The organism is Nocardia sp. NPDC050406 (assembly GCF_044459025.1).
Lineage (GTDB): Bacteria > Actinomycetota > Actinomycetes > Mycobacteriales > Mycobacteriaceae > Nocardia.
The window spans coordinates 978,554-997,813 of sequence record NZ_JBITIM010000001.1 but is presented as its reverse complement, the minus strand read 5'-3'; the positions used below and the strand labels follow the sequence as shown (position 1 = coordinate 997,813).

The following is a 19,260-nucleotide window of genomic DNA, read 5'->3' as shown; positions in this document are numbered from 1 at the left end:
CAATGCGAATTCTGATCACCGTCTCGGACTACAACTCCCATCTCTACCCCATGGTGCCGCTGGCCCGGGCCGTGCGCGATCGCGGACATGATGTCGTGGTCGCCTGTGCCACAGGACTTGTCACGTCGATCCAGCGGGCAGGTCTGCGGTCCCTTGTGCTGTTCGAGGGCAATAGCATTGTCGAGCGGGCCCGCCTGTTCAATGTTCTGCAGGCCCTCGAGTCGAGGACGATGCCGGACCACGGGCTCACCGATCCCGAAACCGGTGCCCCGCTCGAGTCTCCGACGGACTTCGACCGCGGCGGCTACCTCCGCGATCGGCTACCGACTCTCATCGCGCAACAGCGCGGCAACTTCGATCGAGCTATGCGGTTCGCAACCGAGTGGAAACCCGACCTCGTGCTGAGCGATCCGCTCAGCGAGGAAGGTCTCTGGGTCGCCGCGAATTCGGGGCTTCCATCGGTATGCCATCTCTGGGGTCCGATCGGAAATCGAGAGAACGAGACGGGGGTGGTATTCAAGCCGGTCGACCTGACCGGCTACTTCGCCACGCTCGGTTCCCCGCCTGCCGACGGAATTCCGTCACACGACCTGGTTGTCGACCCGACCCCAACGGCCGTCACAACCATGAACGACGCTCGCGCGGTAAAGGTTCGCTACATTCCATACAACGGCGGCCAAGCCGATCTGCCGCTCCCACCTTGCACTGTGCCAACTGTTTGCATCCTGTGGTCACGCTTCGTGGACATCATGTTCGGTTCTCGCTCTTTCCTTGTCGATGACCTGATGGCTGTGGTGGCGAAGCTTCCGGTCCGCGCGTTCCTGCTGCTGCCCGCGGAGCAGGTGTCTCGGCTGCGTTCGGTGCCAGCGAATATCACCGTCCTCGCGGATGCTCCGTTCGATCACGTTCTGCGGCATTCGGATTGCGTCGTCAGTACGGGCGCGGCCGGTGCGGTGATGACTCCGGCATCCATGGGAGTGCCGCAGTTGGCCATACCGTTCACCGCGGAGCATCGCATGATCTGCGACCGTGTCATCACAGGATTCGGCTGCGGGATGGTTCTGCCTCAGGCCGAGTTCACTCGCGAGCTGTTTCGTGACTACCTGATTCGAATACTCGGCGATGCCGTCTTTTCTTCGAGTGCCCAACAACTGTCGGCGGAGATCGCCGGACAGACCACCCCAGACCAGTTCCTGGATCGGCATCTGTCGGTACTGGTCGAGCGCGGAAACTTCGCGTCCAGCCGCGCACTGCGCGGCGATGTGTGAGGAGTGCCATGGAGTCCGAGAGCAACCGAGGCGTATGCCCGATACGGCATGTGGTCACCGAGGTAGGCGACGATGCGTGGCTGGTGACGGGTCACACCGCGGTGCGACAAATGTTCGCCGACTTGCGGCTGGGTCGTTCACATCCGACGCCCGACACTGCACCCCGCAGGTCCTCGTCGGTCCTTTTCGGAGGTCCGCTCGGGAATTTCGAGACCGAGCTGGAAGACATGGCGTGGCGGCGCTCGTTGCTGACACCGTTGTTCTCGCCGACGAGAATTCGCGCGCTCCGTCCTCGTCTGGAGGCGCTCGCGAGTCGATTGGTGGACGACATGGTGGAACATGGAGCGCCCGTGGACTTCCAGACCGTCTTCGCGAATCAGTTTCCGGTACTGGCAATCTGCGAGCTGATGGGTGTACCGGGCGATGAACGCGAACGCTTCTGCGAGTGGAGCGACGCCGTGCTCGACGAACGCGACGGAACTCGCTCACGGCAGGCGCGCTCCGACCTTTTCACGTACAGCCAGGGGTTGATCCAGCGCAAGCGTCGAAATCCCGGCGACGACGTGTTCTCGCGGTTGAGCGAGGTGGAAGGCATCGACGACGCCACAGTTGCCGGGCTGGGCATGGTTCTACTCGTGGCCGGTCAGGAGACAACGATCAAGGCGATCGGAAGTGGACTGCTGACGCTCCTCCAGCACCCTGCGCAATGGCAGAAGCTGGTCGACGGTCCCGAGTTGATCCCCGGTGCGGTCGAAGAACTTCTGCGCGTGCTGAACGACATCGAGTTCGTTCGCTATCCACGGTCGGATCTGGATATCGGTGGCATCACCGTGCGGGCGGGTGACCTCGTCTTGCTCGACATGGGCTCGGCGAACCGCGATCCGGAGGTATTTCCGGAAGCGGATCGGTTCGACGTGTCCCGGGCGAACGGCGCCCACCTGTCCTTCGGTTTCGGCCATCGCTACTGCACCGGCGCGCCCCTCGCGCGCCTCGAATTGCAGGTTGCCCTGCGTCAGCTGGTGACTCGTCTGCCAACGCTGCGGCTGGCGGTCGACCCCGATTCGCTGACTACGCGCGGCGAGCTCGTGACGAAGCGGCTGACCTCGCTTCCCGTCGCGTGGTCATGAAACAGTCGACGCCAAACGAGAACGTGTTCTAGTCTCAATGGCACCGAATAGATGCCGAATGGCCTAGACGTCGGCCCATCGGCGGGCAGGAGCAACGGGCGAGATGACGCAAGAAGTAGTCGAACGGGTTGAGGCGCTGCTGCCGACCTTTCGCGAGCGAGCACAGGACACTGAAGACCTACGTCGACTTCCCGAACAGACGGTGAAGGACCTCCAGGCGACCGGATTCTTCAAGCTCGTCCAACCGCGACAGTGGGGCGGCTACGCCTGCGATCCGGTGATCTTCTACGACACCGTTCGAAAGATCGCCGCCGCCTGCGGCTCCACCGGCTGGTGCGCGGGCATCCTCGGCATCCACAACTGGCATCTGGCGCTGTTCGACCAGCGCGCCCAGGAGGAGGTCTGGGGCCGGGATCCTGAGGTCCGGATCTCGTCCTCGTACGCCCCGATGGGTGCTGGTGTGGTGACCGACGACGGTTCCGGCTACATCGTGAACGGCTCCTGGGCCTGGTCCTCCGGCAGCGACCACGCCGACTGGGTTTTCGTCGGTGGCCCGGTGATCAAGAACGGGAAGCCGGTCGACTTCGGCTCGTTCCTGATCCCTCGTTCCGAGTACCGAATCGACGATGTGTGGCACGTGGTCGGCCTGCGCGGCACCGGCTCCAATACCGTTGTGGTCGAGAACGTCTTCGTGCCACGGCACCGATTTCTGAGCATGCCAGCGATGACCGCGCTGAAGGCACCCGGCCTGCAGCAGAACACCGAACCGCTCTACCGGATGCCGTGGGGCACCATCCATCCCGCGACCATCACCGCGCCGATCATCGGAATGGGCTTCGGCGCCTACGAGGCACATGTCGAGCAGCAGGGGGAGCGGGTGCGTGCCGCATACGTCGGTGAGCAGGCCAAGGACGACCCGTTCGCCAAGGTGCGGATCGCCGAGGCGGCCAGTGATATCGACGCCGCATGGCGGCAGCTGTCCGGCCACGTGGCCGAGGAATACGCGCACCTGGAAGCTGGTCGCGAGGTGCCGTTCGAGTTGCGTGCCGCCGCCCGCCGAGACCAAGTTCGCGCCACCGGCCGGGTCATCGCCTCGATCAATCGGTTGTTCGAAGCGTCCGGTGCGGGCGCGCTGGGCGACAACACTCCGCTACAGCGGTTTTGGCGTGATGCCCACGCAGGTCGCGTGCACGCGTCACAGGACCCGGAGCGCGCCTACGCCATGTTCGGCACCCATGCCTTCGGCCTGCCGATCACCGACACGATGGTGTAGTCCACTTGCCGCCGAAAGCCGCTGCAATGCAGCGGCTTTCGGCGCTTTCCGATGGAGGATGACGGAGGCGCTAGCGCGGGCGCGCCGGGCCGTCAAGGAGATTCGGTGTGGAGCTCCGGCGAATGCCCCACGTTTCGACGGGTTTCTCGAACCCGTCAGCCGACGTACGGTCTGGGCATACGCGGCAGCCGAGGCCTGGGGACGCGGCCGCAGCGAGTTGATGGAACCACCTTCCAAAGGAAAGCCATGAGTACCTTCAGAGTGTCCGCCACTGTCGCCGCCATCGCCCTCGTCGGCGGAGTTGCACTGGCGGGCTGCTCATCCGACGCCGATGTGGTGTCGGAGAACATCAGCAAGGCCGCCGACCAGTTCGAGATCGCGCGCCGCGTCGTCTTCGTCAACGGCATCACCGACAAGTACCTCCTCTCCATCGAGGGGCGATGCAATATCAGTGACGACGGCAACCAGCTCGAGGTCGTCTGTAAGACCGCGGGCGGCGAGTACAAGAAGCACTTTCTCGGCCTGAGTGACAACGTGACCTATTTCGTGGAACAGCTCGAGCCCGCCAATGTGAGCGCGGATCACTACCGGGTCATCTTCAAGCCCGAAGTGATCGTGCCGGACGTCGACCGACCGTGACCGCACGGGTTCGCGGCGAATAGGGGACCGATTACGCTGAACTCATGCCGGACTTCGATCAGCGAACCGAGCAGCGGGTCCGCGAGTACTTCGAGGGAAAACCGCACTCCTTCGAAATCTTCACCGTGCTCCGGGAATTGATCGACCAGCGGGGCGCATGCGAGATGAGCGTCGGTTCGCAGATCACCTTCGGGGTGCGACGGAAATTCGCGTGGATCTGGCTCTACAACGTTACGAAGACCCACCCCGAGGGCACAGTGCAGATCATGCTCGCGATGGCCGAGAGGCTCGACGGGCCACCGGTGTATCGAGTCACCCAGATCGGCGCGTCGCGCTGGAACCATCTGGTCGTTGTGCACTCCTTGGATGAAGCGCGCGATCCAGCACTGGCCGAATTGGTCGCGGCCGCTTACCGATTCGGCAGCGTATGACGCGACGGCCCCGACCAGCACGAGATCGCTTGCGCGAGTTCACTGCTGCCCACCGCACGAATCGCGCTCTGAGGATCAGGCATCCGTGCTGAATGTCGTCGCGTAACGTACGAATCGGATTCGATGTCGATGCGTGGGGGGTCCGTGGTGAGCGAGTTCGAGCCTTACGAACCGGGCTCGATGAACGATCTCGGGGCGCGACTCCAGAAGCGGGGAGACGACGCAGGTGCCGAAACCTGGTACCGCAGAGCTGCCGTGATGGGCCACGTGGCCGCGATGTTCAATCTGGGATCGCTTCTCGCAGAAGACGATCGGGTCGATGAAGCCGAGCTGTGGTACCGCAAGGCAGCCGTCGCCGGACATGCCGACGCGATGCGTGGGCTGTCGGCATTGCTGCGAGAGCGTGTGGGTGATTCAGCCGAAGCGGACTACTGGTCACACGAAGCCACCCAGCAGTCGCCGACCGAACCTTCGGATATACGGGACGAGGTATCGACCGCGCGACGCGTGGCTACGCGAGCCGGTTTGGTGGCGCTCACACTGCTGATGCTGGCGGCGTTCGGCGCGATCCTTTGTGGCGTCATCGCGGTCGTCATCGGCACCGCCAACTGGGCGCGAGAGGACACCGAAGCCCCCGCGGCGACCACCGCCACCTGTGATGGCAAACCCATGAAGCCCGACGAGTCGTGCATAACGTTTCAGAACGGCAAGGCATTCAGGGAGACCTACCAGGACAGGGTCGAGGCTCTCGAACGCGAGAACGAGGACGGTGGCGGGCTCGGCTTGGTGTTCGGGGGCGGCGCGATGATCGTCGGCGGCCTCGCCGCAATAGTGGTCTGTAGATCCCTCGGCCCGAGGATCGATGCGGATACGCCCTCACCCGCCACCGAGGCACCCCGGCCCGCACCAACAGCCCCGCCGAGACCGGCACCGCCCGCGCCACACGACTACCGCGCGCTGCTCGCTTTGGTGGCGGGCAACAGCAGTACGGCAGAACGACTCATCGACTACGAGCGCCGCGCCCATCCGAACGCCGATCGTGCGACATTGATCGCGAGAGCAATCGACCGGTTGGCCTGGGAACGCCAGCGTCATAGCTGACGCGGCCACCACGGCATCCCGAGTACCAGGCTGAGTGTGTCGCTCCGCTTTCCGGCCAACTTCTTCACAGATCTTCCACACCGCCGTGCTGAAGTCATCTCATGAGATCGGCACCGATATGGGCAAGGGTTCATGCGGGACTCGGCGGTTCGACCGGCGCGGGGCTCGTCTTCGTCTACGGTTTCGCATGGTTGGTGGACGGGGCACCCGACGAAGGGCTCGTGCCCGGCGTGAACGAGCTTCTGATCGTCAAGGCGATCATCGTCGGTATCGGGGCCATCGCGCTGGCGGTTGGCGCGATGATCGGGCGTCCGGCGGTGATCGTCGGTGGATGTTGGCTGTTCATAGCGGATTTCGCTTTGTTTCTCGTCTTGTGCGGCATTACCGCCGATCGACCACACGAGCCTCTCGCTGACACCGGGTCACCGTCGATTCCAGCCGAGATCATCTTGACCGCCCTGGTGATCGGGGTTGTGTTTCCTTCCCTGACCATGTGGCTGGCAAACAGGACGCCGCGCTAGCACGATTGAACCGGCCGAGTTCACCCGAATCAGGTGAGCATCGGACGCGGCCCGGCCCGTACGGTGACGCGATGGGCAGTGTCCTCGGAGATCTACTTCCACTCGCGGTGGGTGTGGCGCTCTCGCCGATCCCCATTGTCGCCGCCATTCTGATGATCCTCTCCCGCAATACCTCCGGAGCGGGCACCGGTTTCGCCATCGGCTGGGTGGCCGGTATCGCCGTCGCGACCACGGTGGTGGTACTGCTGTCCGGAATCGTCGGCGGCAGCGACGATCGCGCGGCATCGACGGCGGGTTCCTGGGTGAAGATCGCGCTGGGCGTGGTGCTCGTGGTCCTGGCGGCAGCCCAATGGCGACAGCGCGCCGACAGCGCACCACCGGGCTGGATGCGGGCCATCGACGACTTCACCGTCGCCAAGGCCGTGGGGCTGGGTGCCGCGCTGGCGGCGGTGAATCCCAAGAACCTGCTGCTGTGCGCCTCGGCGGGCGTGACGATCGGCGGCGGCGATCTGAACTCGGGTGAAAAGGCGCTCGCCACAGCGGTGTTCACCGTACTCGCCGCAGCGAGCGTCGTCGCGGTGGTAGGCGGCCACGCACTCGCGGCAGATCGGCTGCGCGGCACCCTCGATACGACGCGGCAGTGGCTGCAAGCCAACAATCACGCGGTCATGGCGGTCGTGCTGCTGGTGATGGGTGCGACCGTGGTCGGCAAAGGCATCGGCGGACTGTAGGTCCCCGCGCACGGGAACGGAGGGCAGCCATGGCATGGCCGGTGTTTCAATCCTTGCAGGGGTATCGACCGCAGTGGTTGCGCGCCGATGTGATCGCGGGCCTGACCGTGTGGGCGGTCTTGGTGCCCGAGGCCCTGGCCTACGCGTCGATCGCGGGTATCCCCCCGGTAGTGGGGCTGTACGCGGCGCTACCCGCACTCGTGCTCTACGCCTTGGCGGGCAGTTCCCGACATCTGGTGGTCGGGCCGATGTCGGCGACGGCGGCACTCTCCGCGGCGATCATCACGCCGCTGGCAGGGGCCGACAGCGACCGCTATGTGGCGCTGTCGGCCGCCCTGGCGGTAGCCACCGGTATAGCCGGGCTGCTCGCGGGACTCGTCCGTCTCGGTTTCGTGGCCAACTTCATCTCCGAACCTGTCCTCAAAGGATTCATCGTCGGTCTGGCGCTGACCATCATCATCGGGCAGGTGCCGAAACTGCTCGGCCTCGACAAGCATGAGGGCAACTTCTTCGAACAAGCGTGGGGCGTCCTCACTCATCTCGGTGAAACGAATTGGCGCACAGCGCTTGTCGGCACGCTGAGCCTCGCCGTGGTACTCGGATCACGGCGCTGGCTCCCTGTGGTGCCCGGATCACTGCTGGCAGTGGTGCTCGGCATTCTCGCCGTGGCCACACTGCGTCTGGACGAGCGCGGCGTCGACATCGTCGGGCACATCGACGCGGGTCTGCCCAGTATCGGACTGCCCGAGAACGTGAGCTTCCATGACTACCTGGACCTGCTCGGCCCCGCCGTCGGCGTGGTGCTGATCGGATTCGCCGAGGGTCTGGGCGCGGCGAAAACCTATGCGGCCAAAGCGGGTTACACCGTGGAGCCCAATCGGGAACTCCTCGGACTCGGCGCGGCCAATCTGGGGTCGGGTCTGACTTCGGGCATGGTGGTCAACGGCAGTCTGTCCAAAACCGCCGTCAACGGCTCCGCCGGTGCCAAGACGCAGATGAGCGGCTTGATCGTCGCCGCATTGACCGCGCTGACGCTGCTGTTCCTGACCGGCATGTTCGAGAAGTTGCCCGAGGCCACCCTCGCCGGTGTGGTGATCGCCGCGGTGATCGAACTGGTCGATATCGCGGCGCTGCGCAGGCTCTACCGCGTCTGGACCGAGCGCCTGGGCAGCATCTACGGCCGCGCCGCCCGCGCCGACTTCACCGCGGCCATGGCGGCCATGGCCGGAGTTCTGCTGTTCGACACCCTGCCCGGCTTGCTGATCGGGATCGGCATCTCCATGGTGCTGCTGATCTATCGGGCCTCACAACCGCATGTGGCGGCGCTGGCCCAGCAGGGTTCCCTGTGGCTGGACGCCGACCGTCACCCGGACCTGCCACGGCGGCCGGATCTATTGGTGGTGCGGGTGGAATCCGGGCTGTTCTTCGCCAACGCCGACTACGTCCGCGAACGGATCGAGCACCTGTGTACCGACCGCACCCGGCTGGTCGTGCTCGACGCCGAAACCTCGCCGACCATCGATGTCAGCGCCGCCGCCATGCTCACCGAACTGCGCGAGAGCCTGGCCCGCCGTCGCATCGACTTCCGTATCGCGCGATCCATCGGTCAGTTCGGCGACGAACTGGGCTCCGCCGCACCGGGAAACGCGTCTGTGCCGGTGTATCCGACTGTCCGCGCCGCTGTGGCCGATCTTCCCGAGAACGCCGAATCCTGAGGCTGCTGTAGGGATTTCGAGACGAGGAGCCGAGTATGGGTGAGCTGCTGGTGCGACTTCTACCCGAACTGGTAGGGCTGCTGATCACGCCCGGCGCGGTGATCGGATGCGTCCTGCTACTGCATTCACGGCGACCGATACCCAATGCCGCCGCACTCGGCGGCGGATTCCTCGCGGTGTACGCCATGGTCGCGATATCGGCTTTGCTGGGCGGCGCGTCCGAACCGGAATCGACTCCCTCGGAGGTCACGCACGGTACCGGTCTCGTGGTCGGGCTGCTGTTCCTGGCGATCGGATGCTGGATGGCCGTGCGCAGGCCCGGGCCGGTCGCCGAACGGCCACGTCTGCTGCGCGAGCTCGAAACAGCCGGTCCGCGTAAGGCTTTCGTCATCGGCATCGCACTCGGTGTGATCAACCCGAATCTGTTCATCATGATGGCGGGAATGAGCGCGATCTCGAGTTCCGACGTCGGTGTCGCCGCCGCACTGTTCGCGACGTTGCTGCTGCTGATCGCCGCGTCGCTGGACTTCCTCATCCCCATGGGGATCTACGCCGCGCTCGGTGAACGCGCCCGCACCGGCCTCGACACCGCCCAGGACTGGATGCTGCGCCACAGCCGAGCGCTGTCACTGGGTGTGTTGTTCGGATTCGGGGCCCTGTTCACCGTGCGCGGCCTCGTGGACCTGAGCTGAAAGCGGTCACTCGGGGGTGACGATGGCGAAGTCCTTGTCGCCGGGGTCGAGGACCGCGACGAGTCGGCGCAGCACCGAACTGTCACCAACCAGTTCGCTGCCCGAATCCGCTATCCGCTCCGCGGACAGACCGCCGAGTACGAGCAGCGGAAGGGCTCGGCTGGTGGTGGTCAATGTGGCGTCGGCGGCGTCCTGTTGTGGGCGACCGCTATAGGTCAACACACCGTTGGCGAGGGTGAGCCGGTAGCGCTGGTCGGTGTCGGTGAGCACGACATCGATCGCGATGCGCTCGTCCCAGGCCTTCGGCCCGTTCACCTGGATGGCGATGGCGTCGAACAGCATGGTCGGCGAGAGCTGGTTGATGACATCGGGCGCGGTCGTCTCGGTCGGGGTGCCGAACTGGCCCTCGCGCAGTTCGGTCGTACCGGAGAGGTAGAAGCTGCGCCACGGGCCGTTCTCCGCCCCGTAGCCCAGCTGCTCGTAGGTGTCGGCGAGCAACTCCCGTGCGTTTGCATGGTCGGGTTGGGCGAAGACGACATGGTTGAGAACCTGTGCGACCCAACGGAAATCACCCGCCTCGAAGGAGTCGCGAGCCTTGGCGACCACCGCGTCCGCCCCGCCCATGAACTCCACATAGCGCTTGGACTGCTCGACCGGGGTATGTTCCCACAGGCTAGCCGGATTGCCGTCGAACCAGCCGAGGTAGCGCTGGTAGATCGCCTTGACATTGTGGCTGACCGAACCGTAGTACCCGTGTGCGCTCCAGGCGTTTTCGAGCGACGGCGGCAATTGGATCTCTTCGGCGATCTCCGGCCCGGTAAGTCCCTTGTTCATCAATCGCAGCGTCTGGTCGTGCACGTAGGCGTACAGATCACGCTGAGTGGACAGGAAGCCCCGCACGCGCGCGTTGTCCCAGGTCGGCCAGTGATGGGACGCGAACACGACCTCGGCGTCGGCGCCGAACAGATCGATGGTCTCGGTGATGTAGTTGGCCCAGCCGTGCGGGTCACGCACCACCGCGCCGCGCAGAGTCAGCAGATTGTGGAACGTATGGGTCGCGTCCTCCGCGGCGCAGAGCGCCTTGAAATCCGGGAAGTACACCAGCATTTCCGAGGGTGCCTCCGTATCGGGGGCCATCTGGAACACCATCCGCACACCATCGATGGTCTCTTCGTGGCCGGTCGTGGTGATGATGTCGGTGGGTGCGATGAGCGAGACGGTGCCGGTCGAGATCGTCTGCCCCAATCCCGCTCCGACATGGCCGCGTGGGCCGCGTGCGAGCGCCGCGCCGTACATGTACGCGGCACGACGGTTCATCGCGGTTCCCGCGTAGACGTTCTCCGACACGGCGTGCTCGACGAATCCCTCCGGCGCGAATATCTTCACCCGCCCGTCGTCGACTTCCTCTTGGGTGACAAAGCCTTTCACGCCACCGAAGTGGTCGGCGTGCGAGTGGGTGTAGATGATCGCCTTGATCGGGCGGTCGCCGCGATGCTGCCGATACAGCTCCAGCGCCGCCCGGCCGGTCTCGACCGACAGCAGCGTGTCGACCACGACGACGCCCTCGTCGCCCTCGATGAAGGAAGTGTTCGACAAGTCCAGTCCGCGCACCTGGTAGATCCCCGGCACCACCTCGAACAGTCCGTCGATCGACGCGAGCCGGGACTGCCGCCACAGGCTGGGGTTGACGGTGTCGGGCGCGTCGCCGTCGAGAAAGGCGTAGGTGTCGTTGTCCCACACCACTGTTCCGTCCGCCGCGGTGACCGCGTTCGGTGTCCGTCGCGCGATCAGACCTCGCGTGGCGTCCTCGAAATCCTGGGTGTCGGAGAAGGGCAGCCGCTCGAGCAGCGCCTGATGCTGGCGGACAACGGATTCGGATGCCGGTTTCGGTGTCGCAGTCATGCCGGAAGTCTGCGATCTCCCGCTCCCGTTCGGCCTCACCCGAACGGGGTGAAGTGGACAATTGCGTACGGTCGTTCCTTCCGGCCCGGCCGAGGCCCGTCATCGAAAGTCATGACGGGCCTCGGCCGTCTCGGTCACGCCAGTGCCTTGGCCTTCAGTTGGTCGAATTCCTGTTGGGTGATCGTGCCGTCGGCGAGCAGCCGCTTGGCATCGGCGATCTGCGCGGCCGGATTGGTCCCAGCGGTCTCGCGGATGTAGTCGGCCTGCGCCGCCTGCATCTGCTTCACCTCGGCGGCCGAGCGCTGCTGCATTCCGCTGCCCCGCACGATCAGGTACACGAGCGAGGTGATGAGCGGCAGGAAGATGAGAAACACGATCCAGATCGCCTTCACCCAGCCCGAGGTTTCCCGATCTCGGAACAGGTCGCCGATGATGTAGAACAGCAGCAGCAAGTAGGCGATGAACGCGAAGCTCACCAGGATGAGCCACAACACTTCCCAGAACGACATGGTGCACCTCGATTGCCTCGGACGGACTGCCGCCGCGGGACGTGGCGACTGCCGCGACGGTAGTTCGGTGCGTTACCGCGCGGGATCACCTGATTCGGGTGAAGGAGACCGTGGGCCCCTGACCCGAGGGATTGCGTTGCGTTAGCGGTAAAAGGCAAGCAAGAACCTGAACCATCCGAAGCGTCGGTTGTGCGAACACTTTCGTATCGAATTGGAAAGAAGTCGAGTCGTGCCGCGAGCGCACCCTAGGGTTGGGATTCGAAACGTCGTTCACCTGTTTCGGGTGAAGTCCGAAAACAGCGACGTTCACTGCACGAAGCAAGCAGTCGGTTCCGGTAACGTCCGCAGTCAGAGCAGTTGGCACGCTATCGCATAGCCGCAGGAGCCATGATGACTGTTTCGCCCCGCCTCGATCCGCCAGGGCATCAGGGCGATGCATCGTGGACCCTGAACGAAATTCCACGCTTGGCGTTCACCCCGCTTCCGCGTAACCGCCTCGTCGTGGCGTTGGACGACGCTGTAGGCGGTAATCACGGTGGTGTGCTGCTGATTTGCTCTCCTGTGGGTACCGGTAAGACGGTGCTTGTGGCGGAATGGGCCGCACAGCAGGGTGCGGACGCTTTTCCTGGTGGACTGGTGTGGCAGACGATGGAGGACGATCCGCAGCGTCTCACGGATTTCTGGCAGCGCTTGCGCATCTCGCTAGGGCTGCCGCCCGCCCGTCGCGGTCCGCTCGCCGTAGCGCAGACCGAGGCCGCCGAGATCGCGCGGGAACTGGCCGAACGCGCGCAGCGCACACTGGTGGTGATCGACGACGCTCATCTGGCCACGGACCCGGCATTGCTGACCAGCCTGGAACACTTCCTCCTGCACGCGCCCGCCTGCCTGACCACCATCATTGCCGCGAGGTTCGAACCACCACTGCGCTGGCATCTGCTCGACATGAGCTCACAACTGCGGCGGTGGAACGCGGACGACCTGGCGTTCTCCGCCACCGAAATCGACCAGGTCTGTCGCGAACAAGGCTGTTCCCTCGCAGAATCCGAGGTAATCCAGCTGATGAACCTCACGCAGGGCTGGGCGGCACTGGTGCGCATGGCCGCCATCTATCTCTCCGCCAGCAGGGAGGAACCGGCCGCGGCGCTGACGGCGCTCGCGCGACCGCCGAGTTCGATATCGGATCTGTTGGCCGGGGAGCTCATCGAGACCCTCCCGCCAGGAATCCGACTGTTCCTGACCTACACCAGCGTTCCCGCGGAGTTCACCGACAAGCTCGCCGACGGCCTGATCGGGGGCGGTGCGACGCACTGGCTGCACGAGCTCACCCGGATGAACTATCCGCTCACCAGTATGGTGCGTGACGGGGAGATCTGGTTCACCTATCACCCGATGCTGCGTGCCTACTTCCTCGCCGAACTCAACCGCGTCGGCCCCGACGCCACCGAAGAACTGCACCTGCGTACCTCGCTGTACCTGCAATCGATCGGCCGACCAGCCGCAGCGCTGCCCCATGTCCTGACGGTGCGGCACCGACCGGCCTTGGTGGACTTCCTCGCCGAACACGCACTGGGCATGACGCTCGACGGCCACCTCACGGTGTTGCTCGAGGGCCTGGCAACGCTGGAGGACAGCGTGCCGACCGACCCGTTCTCGCGATTGCTCCATATCGTGGACGCGCTGAGCCGCATCGATCTGGACGCCGCTCGGGCCGCCTACGACACCATGAACACGGGCGGAGAGCCATCCAGCGAATTGGTACCCGCCCACGTGCTCACCGCACTGACGATGGCCGTGGACAGCGAAATGCACACCGCCACCGGCATTGTCACCGGTGCCGACCCCATCGAGCTTCCCCCGACGACCGGGCAGCCCGACCTCGATTGCTACGTGGCAGTCGAATCCGCCACGGCGCTGCTCGCCCGCGGTGACCTGTCCGAGGGCGAACGACGTTTGCACACGGGCTTGGCCGTCGCCGGAACGCGGGCCCACCCGCGTCTGCGTCTGCGGGCGCTGGCCAGGCTGGCCATGGCGGCGGGTATCAGCGGAGCCCTCACCGTTATGCGTCAACGTGCCCGCGCCGCAATGGAATTCGCGTACGACCACGATCTGAGCGTTACGGCCGAAGCCTTGCACGCGACCGCGATGGCGGCACTCGGCGCGTACATTCAAGGTGATCGCTACGAAATCGACTCCGGCACAGAGATTCTCGGGGAGAGCCAGCTACTCGACGGTTCGCTCGCGCCGAAGGGTGGCTTGCCGACGCACATCATCGCGATCATGACCGCATTCGACACCACCGCGGACAAGAGCACGGCCGCGGGCATGCTGAAACAGGGGTTCTCCCGACTTCTCGACACTCATCCGGCGGTCCTCAACGGTGGACTGCTGCCACTCGTCGTCTGGGACCTGCTGTGGGTACGCGACAGTTACGAGGCGCAGTTGCTCGTCGAGCAGGCCCGATCGGTATTGGGTGAGCCCCCCGAAATCGTTATCGCCCAGGCCGCACTCGCGGCCGACGTCGGCAGATGGCGGACGGTGCTCGATCTCGTCGACCCGCTGCTCGCCGCTACACCCGCACCGCATCCCACCCATGTGGTCACCGCCTGGCTGCTGCACGCGCATGCCCACCATGAACTGGGCAGCGACGCCAGGGCCCGCCAAGGCATGGAGTCCGCGCTGCGATACGCCGCCACCGAGCGGATCGTCCGGCCTTTTCTCGACGTGCCCGGTGCGTTGACGCTGCTGGACGCTTTCACCGGCAGTTTCGGCCGACACGACGCGTTCGCCTCGACCTTGCGCCGACATCCATTGGTGCGCAGGCATTCTCGACATCCCACTCTCACCGGAACCGAACTGAAGGTGCTGCGGAACCTGCCGTCCGGGCGGACCACCCAGCAGATCGCCGATGACCTCGGAGTGTCGGTCAACACGATCAAGACTCACCTTCGAGGAATCTATTCGAAGCTCGGAACGAACTCGCGTATGGACGTGGTGGCCGAGGCTCGTCGCTGCGGGTTGCTCTGACCTTCGCCGGATCTGTTTCACCCGTACTGGATGAAGCCGATCACCGCGACCTGGCAAACAATCGATCTGCGGCGTAACCCGTGCACAGCCCACACCCCCGAGGCGAGCACAGAAGGAGGCCGGTGGCCGATGTCGACGAGATACCAATTCGTTGTCGACGGTGAGCTGTCCGAGCGCGCCCTGGCCGCGTTTCCCGAACTCTCCGCTGCACCTCGACGCCACGGCATGACGGTGTTGTTCGGCGCGGTGGCCAGTCCCACCGCCATGCGCGGAATCCTCGCCCGCCTCGACAATCTCGGGCTCACTCTCCTGGAAATGCGCCAACTACCGGATTGAGGTGGGAACGATGCACCTATTGGCACCTCCGAACCAACGCCGAACTCTGGATGAACTGGCTGACCGGCTCGATTTTCGCGTGGGCGACACCGGTTCGAAACAGTCGGCGTTCTGGATCATGCTCACCCTGTCCGGTGTCATCGCCATCTCCGGAATCATCGCCGACTCCACCGCGACGGTGATCGGCGCCATGATCGTCGCGCCGCTGTCGGTCCCGATTCTGGGGGTCGGTCTCGGCATCGTCACCGGCAAAGCGGCTCTTGTCGGACGCAGTCTGCTGCTGGTGGCGACAGGGGTCGTTCTGGTCATCACCGTCGGCTACCTGTTCGCGCAGTTCCTTCCCAACCCGACCAATGTGCTGTCCAACTCCCAAGTGCTCGGCCGTACTTCGCCGAAGCTCATGGATCTCACCGCCGCTCTGGCCACCGGGCTCGTCGGTGTCATCGCGATGATTCGCCGTGACGTCGGCGACGTGCTGCCGGGCGTCGCCATCGCCATCTCGCTGGTACCACCGCTCGCCGTCGTCGGCGTCTGCCTCGGTTCGAACGCACCGGAACTGGCGTTGGGCGCGTTCGTTCTCTTCGCCTCCAACATGGTCGCCATGATCATCACCGCCACGGTCGTACTCGTCGCGACCGGATACGGCCACGAAGCGGGCACCGGGGCTCGGCGTGTTCGCGCCTACTCCGTGCTCGTGTTCGCGCTGATCCTGGTCGCCGTGCCCATGGTGGTCAACTCGCTGTCCTCGCTCTGGGCTGGCCGCATCACCGACGCCGCCCGTGCGTGGCTGACCGACATGCCCGGTGCCCAGGTCACCGAAGTGACAGTGCAGAGCGACACCGCGACCGTCCGCGTACTGGCTCCCGATCAGCTACCCCCGGTGGAGGATTTGCAACGACAGGTCGACGCGGTGGTGCCCTGGCACCCGCGCGTCGTCATCGTGCACACCGTCGGCGGCCGCGTGGACCACTGACCGGGGCCGCGCGGCCTTCGAGCGGAACACAGTCGCCCTTCCGGTGTTTCGAGCCGTGCGCAGGCTCCTACGTAATGCAGGGGAGCTACAGCGCACGGCTACCGGTGTGAGGGCATCAGGCAGCGCTCAGGGCCTCGGTGATCTTGTGGGCCATGGCGGTGACGGCCGGGCTGGGCTTGCCGGAGTGGGCAGTGGCTTCGGCCGCGACCAGGACGGTGGAGCGGAAGTTGTCGGCTTCGGCGGGATTCTGCTCGTTGAGGACGGCCATGGCGGTGGTCAGGGCGGGCAGCACCTGTTCGGCGAGTTCGGCGGCGTTCTTGCCCTTCAGCTTGATGTCCTTGGCCTTGGCGGAAAGGACGTGGCCGACCAGTCCGGTGGCGGAGGTCAGGGCGATGGAGCCCTGGGTGATGCCCTTGTGCGGGGCACCGGCGGCGGCGAGCAGGGAGACGGCGCCGTAGGCGGCGACGCGGATGGTGGACTTGTCCTGGTCGGTGAGGGTGATGGTGGCGGACATGTTGTGCTCCTTCGGTTTTCGCTGTTTCGCCCGGAACCGGGTCGGTCCCGGTTGCTTCGTTCGATGTACACACATTCGCCGGTCGCGCTGACACCGCACTGACTGCGCGCTGACACGACCACTGACACTGCATGTGGCCTAATCCGGGCACCGGGCATTCCACCGGACTCGGCGGCTCGTCCTCGCTCCCGAAGCGGTTAGTGTGAGGACTCATGGAGTCGGACAGCAAGCTCGAGGACTTACGGTCAGCGCTCTCATGTGTTTTCGAGAAGCTCGGTGCCGAGAGCCTCACCGAGCCCGATCGGGTCGAACTGATCGCGCGCGCCGAGGTGCTCGAGGACGAGATCGACACGCTCCAGGTCGTCGTCGGCGACGAGGACGACGTAGACATGCGGTCGCCGGGGACCGTGTAGACGTGTGGCACCGTGGGCTCCCGGCCACCGAGCTCAGTCCTGGCAGATCGAGGTGATGATTTGCGGCTTGTAGCCGGGGCCTGCGTTGATCGCGTTGAAGTCCGCCTCATAGCGGGTAGCGCCGACACCGGTCGTGTATTGGGTTATTCCTACGGTGCCGTCCTTCGGGTCATAGGTGGATGAGCTCACCAGCGACGCGCAGTGGCCGCTGGATATCCAGGCGCGCCAGGAGCAGTCTCCGCCCTTGCTGTATCCGCTTTGCGCGCCGGAGGAACCGGTGGCGGGAACATGAATGAGCGGAGCCTGCTCGCTACAACCAGCGACCGCTTGGTTCTGGGCGTCCTCAGGTGATGCGGCATCGACGACGGTGGTGCCGACGGCATAAGAGTCCGACCAGGCGATGGCTCCGTACCGGATGGGCGCGGCCGCGGCGGACGTCTGGGGGACTGTCAGAGCGACGCCGATAGTGGCGGTAAGAATGCCCGACCGGACCAGGGACTTACGGGATGCGAAGATCATCATGGGCAAGAGTTTCGATGGCGACGTTGCAGATGTCTTAAGGCATGCTTGGCAATTCTATTGCGCCGCAAGGGCGTCGATCGAGTATCCCCGGACATATGTCCTGGCGTCCCGACGGAAACCCCTGTCGGTCATGGCCTTCACCGTCGCCGAGGGCAGAATCACCACCATCCGCATCGTCGTCGACCCGGCCAAACTCGCCACGATCCACCTGCCCGACCCGGCCTGAGGTGCTCTCGCCACCGGCCGCTCGGACCAGAAGCGACCGTGGCGAGTTCGACGTCGGTCAGCGCGGGGCCGGGCGATCAGACGCCATTCACGGCCCGCTCACCACTGCACGGGCAGCGCGCTGACCCCGTACACGATCGCGTCGAACTTGAACGACTCGACGGGGGCCGCCAGACGCAGACCGGGTACGCGCCGGAACAGGGTTTGCAGCGTGATGCCCAGCTCGATACGGGTCAGCTGCAAACCGATGCACTGGTGGCGGCCCGCGCCGAAAGCCACATGGCTGCTGGCGTTTTCGCGGCCGATATCGAGTCGGTCCGGGTCGGCGAACACGCGCGGATCGCGGTTGGCGTGAGCCAGGTCGAACACGATGCCGTCGCCCGCGCGGATCACGGTGTCGCCGATCTCGATGTCCTCGAGTGCGATGCGCCGCAATCCGGTGTCCACGACGGACATGTAGCGGATCAGCTCGTCGACGGCGCGCTCGAGCACCGCCGGATCGTCGGTGTCACGGATGACCGCGAGATCCTCGGGGCGCTCCAACAGCGCGATGACGCTGAGGCCGATCATGTTCGCGGTCGTCTCGTGCCCGGCGGCGAGGAATCCGACAGCTTGGAACGCCGCCTCCCACACCTGGAGCTCGCCCGCGTTGACGTACCCGGCCAGGTCCGACAGCAGCCCCTCACCCGGCTCGACAGCGAATGCCTCGATGAGCTTGGTCAGGAACATGAGCACCTCCAGGGTGCTCTGCTGCTGCTCCTCGGCGGTGGCGTGGCCGCCGAATCCCACCTCGGTGTGGTGCTGGAAGAATTCGTGGTCGCCGTACGGGACGCCGAGCAGCTCGCAGATCAGCAGCGACGGTACCGGCAGCGCCAGCGCGGTCACCAGGTCGGCCGAATTGCCTTGTGCCAGCATCGCGTCCAGGGTCGCATCGACGTGCTTCTGGATCAGCGGCCGGATCGCGTCGAGGCGTTTGGGCGTGAACGGTTTGGCCCACATCCGCCGGAACCGGGCATGCTCGGTGCCGTCGGTGTTGAACATCGTGTACGGCGATGCTTCCATCACCGCCTTCATGCCCTCGGTGATCTGCGGGTATTCGGGCCGGTGATTGTCGCAGCTGACGCGCTCGTCGGCCAGCAGCGCGCGGACCTCGGCGTGCCCGGTGACCAGCCACGGCGTCTTGTCGTCCCAGATCCGCACGGTGGAAATCGGTGCGGCCGCGGCGAGTTCGCCGATCTCGGCGGCAGGCGCGAACGGGCAGCCCGCCGACCTGCGGCCCGGGTACAGGGGCAGATCAGCGGCGGTCGTGGTGTCGGGCATGTGTAGTCCTTGCTCGAAATCGCG

General features: G+C 65.2%; 19 protein-coding genes. 14 read left to right on the top strand and 5 right to left on the bottom strand.

From position 1 onward, the window contains the following. The first annotated feature begins 2 nt into the window (after positions 1-2). The 10 genes from ACIBH2_RS04630 (at position 3) to ACIBH2_RS04585 (ending at position 9,498) form a co-directional block, all read left to right on the top strand. Positions 3-1,268 (top strand): glycosyltransferase, encoded by a 1,266-nt coding sequence (locus ACIBH2_RS04630; protein ID WP_397113434.1) that lies wholly within the window; start codon positions 3-5, stop codon positions 1,266-1,268. A gap of 8 nt (positions 1,269-1,276) precedes the next feature. Beyond that, entirely contained in the window at positions 1,277-2,395 is a 1,119-nt protein-coding gene (locus ACIBH2_RS04625; RefSeq protein WP_397113432.1) for a cytochrome P450, read from the top strand. 103 nt (positions 2,396-2,498) lie between these two features. Beyond that, positions 2,499-3,668, top strand: coding sequence for a 3-hydroxy-9,10-secoandrosta-1,3,5(10)-triene-9,17-dione monooxygenase oxygenase subunit (hsaA, locus tag ACIBH2_RS04620; RefSeq protein WP_397113429.1), 1,170 nt, complete (start codon positions 2,499-2,501; stop codon positions 3,666-3,668). A 246-nt stretch (positions 3,669-3,914) separates the two neighbouring features. Next, complete coding sequence (locus ACIBH2_RS04615; protein WP_397113427.1) at positions 3,915-4,307, top strand: hypothetical protein; 393 nt, start codon at positions 3,915-3,917, stop codon at positions 4,305-4,307. 44 nt (positions 4,308-4,351) lie between these two features. Beyond that, on the top strand, positions 4,352-4,738 hold the full coding sequence (locus ACIBH2_RS04610) for a DUF5655 domain-containing protein (protein WP_397113425.1): 387 nt from the start codon (positions 4,352-4,354) through the stop codon (positions 4,736-4,738). A 147-nt stretch (positions 4,739-4,885) separates the two neighbouring features. Then, entirely contained in the window at positions 4,886-5,839 is a 954-nt protein-coding gene (locus ACIBH2_RS04605) for a tetratricopeptide repeat protein (protein WP_397113423.1), read from the top strand. A 101-nt stretch (positions 5,840-5,940) separates the two neighbouring features. Beyond that, on the top strand, positions 5,941-6,360 hold the full coding sequence (locus ACIBH2_RS04600) for a hypothetical protein (RefSeq protein WP_397113421.1): 420 nt from the start codon (positions 5,941-5,943) through the stop codon (positions 6,358-6,360). A gap of 71 nt (positions 6,361-6,431) precedes the next feature. After that, positions 6,432-7,091 carry a GAP family protein gene (locus tag ACIBH2_RS04595; protein WP_397113419.1) on the top strand — a complete coding sequence of 220 codons (660 nt, stop codon included), beginning with the start codon at positions 6,432-6,434 and terminating at the stop codon, positions 7,089-7,091. Between the two features lie 29 nt (positions 7,092-7,120). Beyond that, the gene (locus ACIBH2_RS04590; RefSeq protein WP_397113417.1) at positions 7,121-8,806 is read left to right on the top strand and encodes a SulP family inorganic anion transporter; all 1,686 of its coding nucleotides are present in this window, start codon (positions 7,121-7,123) and stop codon (positions 8,804-8,806) included. A gap of 35 nt (positions 8,807-8,841) precedes the next feature. Continuing rightward, positions 8,842-9,498, top strand: a complete 657-nt coding sequence (locus tag ACIBH2_RS04585; RefSeq protein WP_397113415.1) for a GAP family protein — start codon at positions 8,842-8,844, stop codon at positions 9,496-9,498. A gap of 6 nt (positions 9,499-9,504) precedes the next feature. On the opposite strand, the gene ACIBH2_RS04580 is transcribed toward ACIBH2_RS04585, so the two are convergent. Then, complete coding sequence (locus tag ACIBH2_RS04580) at positions 9,505-11,400, bottom strand: alkyl/aryl-sulfatase (RefSeq protein ID WP_397113414.1); 1,896 nt, start codon at positions 11,398-11,400, stop codon at positions 9,505-9,507. Positions 11,401-11,534: 134 nt separating this feature from the next. Further along, entirely contained in the window at positions 11,535-11,909 is a 375-nt protein-coding gene (locus ACIBH2_RS04575) for an SHOCT domain-containing protein (RefSeq protein WP_397113413.1), read from the bottom strand. Between the two features lie 387 nt (positions 11,910-12,296). Between ACIBH2_RS04575 and ACIBH2_RS04570 the strand changes: the two genes are divergently transcribed. From ACIBH2_RS04570 to ACIBH2_RS04560, 3 genes are all read left to right on the top strand, one after another. Then, the gene (locus ACIBH2_RS04570) at positions 12,297-14,933 is read left to right on the top strand and encodes a LuxR C-terminal-related transcriptional regulator (RefSeq protein ID WP_397113412.1); all 2,637 of its coding nucleotides are present in this window, start codon (positions 12,297-12,299) and stop codon (positions 14,931-14,933) included. 129 nt (positions 14,934-15,062) lie between these two features. Then, the gene (locus tag ACIBH2_RS04565; RefSeq protein WP_397113411.1) at positions 15,063-15,269 is read left to right on the top strand and encodes a hypothetical protein; all 207 of its coding nucleotides are present in this window, start codon (positions 15,063-15,065) and stop codon (positions 15,267-15,269) included. A gap of 10 nt (positions 15,270-15,279) precedes the next feature. After that, the gene (locus tag ACIBH2_RS04560; RefSeq protein WP_397113410.1) at positions 15,280-16,242 is read left to right on the top strand and encodes a TIGR00341 family protein; all 963 of its coding nucleotides are present in this window, start codon (positions 15,280-15,282) and stop codon (positions 16,240-16,242) included. Between the two features lie 115 nt (positions 16,243-16,357). Here the strand turns inward: ACIBH2_RS04560 and ACIBH2_RS04555 are convergent, their stop codons facing one another. Then, entirely contained in the window at positions 16,358-16,756 is a 399-nt protein-coding gene (locus tag ACIBH2_RS04555) for a hypothetical protein (RefSeq protein ID WP_397113409.1), read from the bottom strand. 212 nt (positions 16,757-16,968) lie between these two features. Between ACIBH2_RS04555 and ACIBH2_RS04550 the strand changes: the two genes are divergently transcribed. Further along, positions 16,969-17,169: a hypothetical protein gene (locus ACIBH2_RS04550; protein WP_397113408.1), complete on the top strand. Its 201-nt coding sequence runs from the start codon at positions 16,969-16,971 to the stop codon at positions 17,167-17,169. 33 nt (positions 17,170-17,202) lie between these two features. Here ACIBH2_RS04550 and ACIBH2_RS04545 read toward each other — a convergent pair whose 3' ends face one another. Continuing rightward, entirely contained in the window at positions 17,203-17,691 is a 489-nt protein-coding gene (locus tag ACIBH2_RS04545) for a hypothetical protein (protein WP_397113406.1), read from the bottom strand. Positions 17,692-18,015: 324 nt separating this feature from the next. Further along, on the bottom strand, positions 18,016-19,236 hold the full coding sequence (locus ACIBH2_RS04540; protein WP_397113403.1) for a cytochrome P450: 1,221 nt from the start codon (positions 19,234-19,236) through the stop codon (positions 18,016-18,018). Positions 19,237-19,260: the final 24 nt, after the last annotated feature.

What these genes read in the sequence shown, in the direction of transcription:
- ACIBH2_RS04630 (WP_397113434.1), top strand. Translation starts at nt 3, where the DNA reads ATGCGAATTCTGATCACCGTCTCGGACTACAACTCCCATCTCTACCCC.
- ACIBH2_RS04625 (WP_397113432.1), top strand. Translation starts at nt 1,277, where the DNA reads ATGGAGTCCGAGAGCAACCGAGGCGTATGCCCGATACGGCATGTGGTC.
- hsaA (WP_397113429.1), top strand. Translation starts at nt 2,499, where the DNA reads ATGACGCAAGAAGTAGTCGAACGGGTTGAGGCGCTGCTGCCGACCTTT.
- ACIBH2_RS04615 (WP_397113427.1), top strand. Translation starts at nt 3,915, where the DNA reads ATGAGTACCTTCAGAGTGTCCGCCACTGTCGCCGCCATCGCCCTCGTC.
- ACIBH2_RS04610 (WP_397113425.1), top strand. Translation starts at nt 4,352, where the DNA reads ATGCCGGACTTCGATCAGCGAACCGAGCAGCGGGTCCGCGAGTACTTC.
- ACIBH2_RS04600 (WP_397113421.1), top strand. Translation starts at nt 5,941, where the DNA reads ATGAGATCGGCACCGATATGGGCAAGGGTTCATGCGGGACTCGGCGGT.
- ACIBH2_RS04595 (WP_397113419.1), top strand. Translation starts at nt 6,432, where the DNA reads ATGGGCAGTGTCCTCGGAGATCTACTTCCACTCGCGGTGGGTGTGGCG.
- ACIBH2_RS04590 (WP_397113417.1), top strand. Translation starts at nt 7,121, where the DNA reads ATGGCATGGCCGGTGTTTCAATCCTTGCAGGGGTATCGACCGCAGTGG.
- ACIBH2_RS04585 (WP_397113415.1), top strand. Translation starts at nt 8,842, where the DNA reads ATGGGTGAGCTGCTGGTGCGACTTCTACCCGAACTGGTAGGGCTGCTG.
- ACIBH2_RS04580 (WP_397113414.1), bottom strand. Translation starts at nt 11,400, where the DNA reads ATGACTGCGACACCGAAACCGGCATCCGAATCCGTTGTCCGCCAGCAT.
- ACIBH2_RS04575 (WP_397113413.1), bottom strand. Translation starts at nt 11,909, where the DNA reads ATGTCGTTCTGGGAAGTGTTGTGGCTCATCCTGGTGAGCTTCGCGTTC.
- ACIBH2_RS04570 (WP_397113412.1), top strand. Translation starts at nt 12,297, where the DNA reads ATGATGACTGTTTCGCCCCGCCTCGATCCGCCAGGGCATCAGGGCGAT.
- ACIBH2_RS04565 (WP_397113411.1), top strand. Translation starts at nt 15,063, where the DNA reads ATGTCGACGAGATACCAATTCGTTGTCGACGGTGAGCTGTCCGAGCGC.
- ACIBH2_RS04560 (WP_397113410.1), top strand. Translation starts at nt 15,280, where the DNA reads ATGCACCTATTGGCACCTCCGAACCAACGCCGAACTCTGGATGAACTG.
- ACIBH2_RS04555 (WP_397113409.1), bottom strand. Translation starts at nt 16,756, where the DNA reads ATGTCCGCCACCATCACCCTCACCGACCAGGACAAGTCCACCATCCGC.
- ACIBH2_RS04550 (WP_397113408.1), top strand. Translation starts at nt 16,969, where the DNA reads ATGGAGTCGGACAGCAAGCTCGAGGACTTACGGTCAGCGCTCTCATGT.
- ACIBH2_RS04545 (WP_397113406.1), bottom strand. Translation starts at nt 17,691, where the DNA reads ATGATGATCTTCGCATCCCGTAAGTCCCTGGTCCGGTCGGGCATTCTT.
- ACIBH2_RS04540 (WP_397113403.1), bottom strand. Translation starts at nt 19,236, where the DNA reads ATGCCCGACACCACGACCGCCGCTGATCTGCCCCTGTACCCGGGCCGC.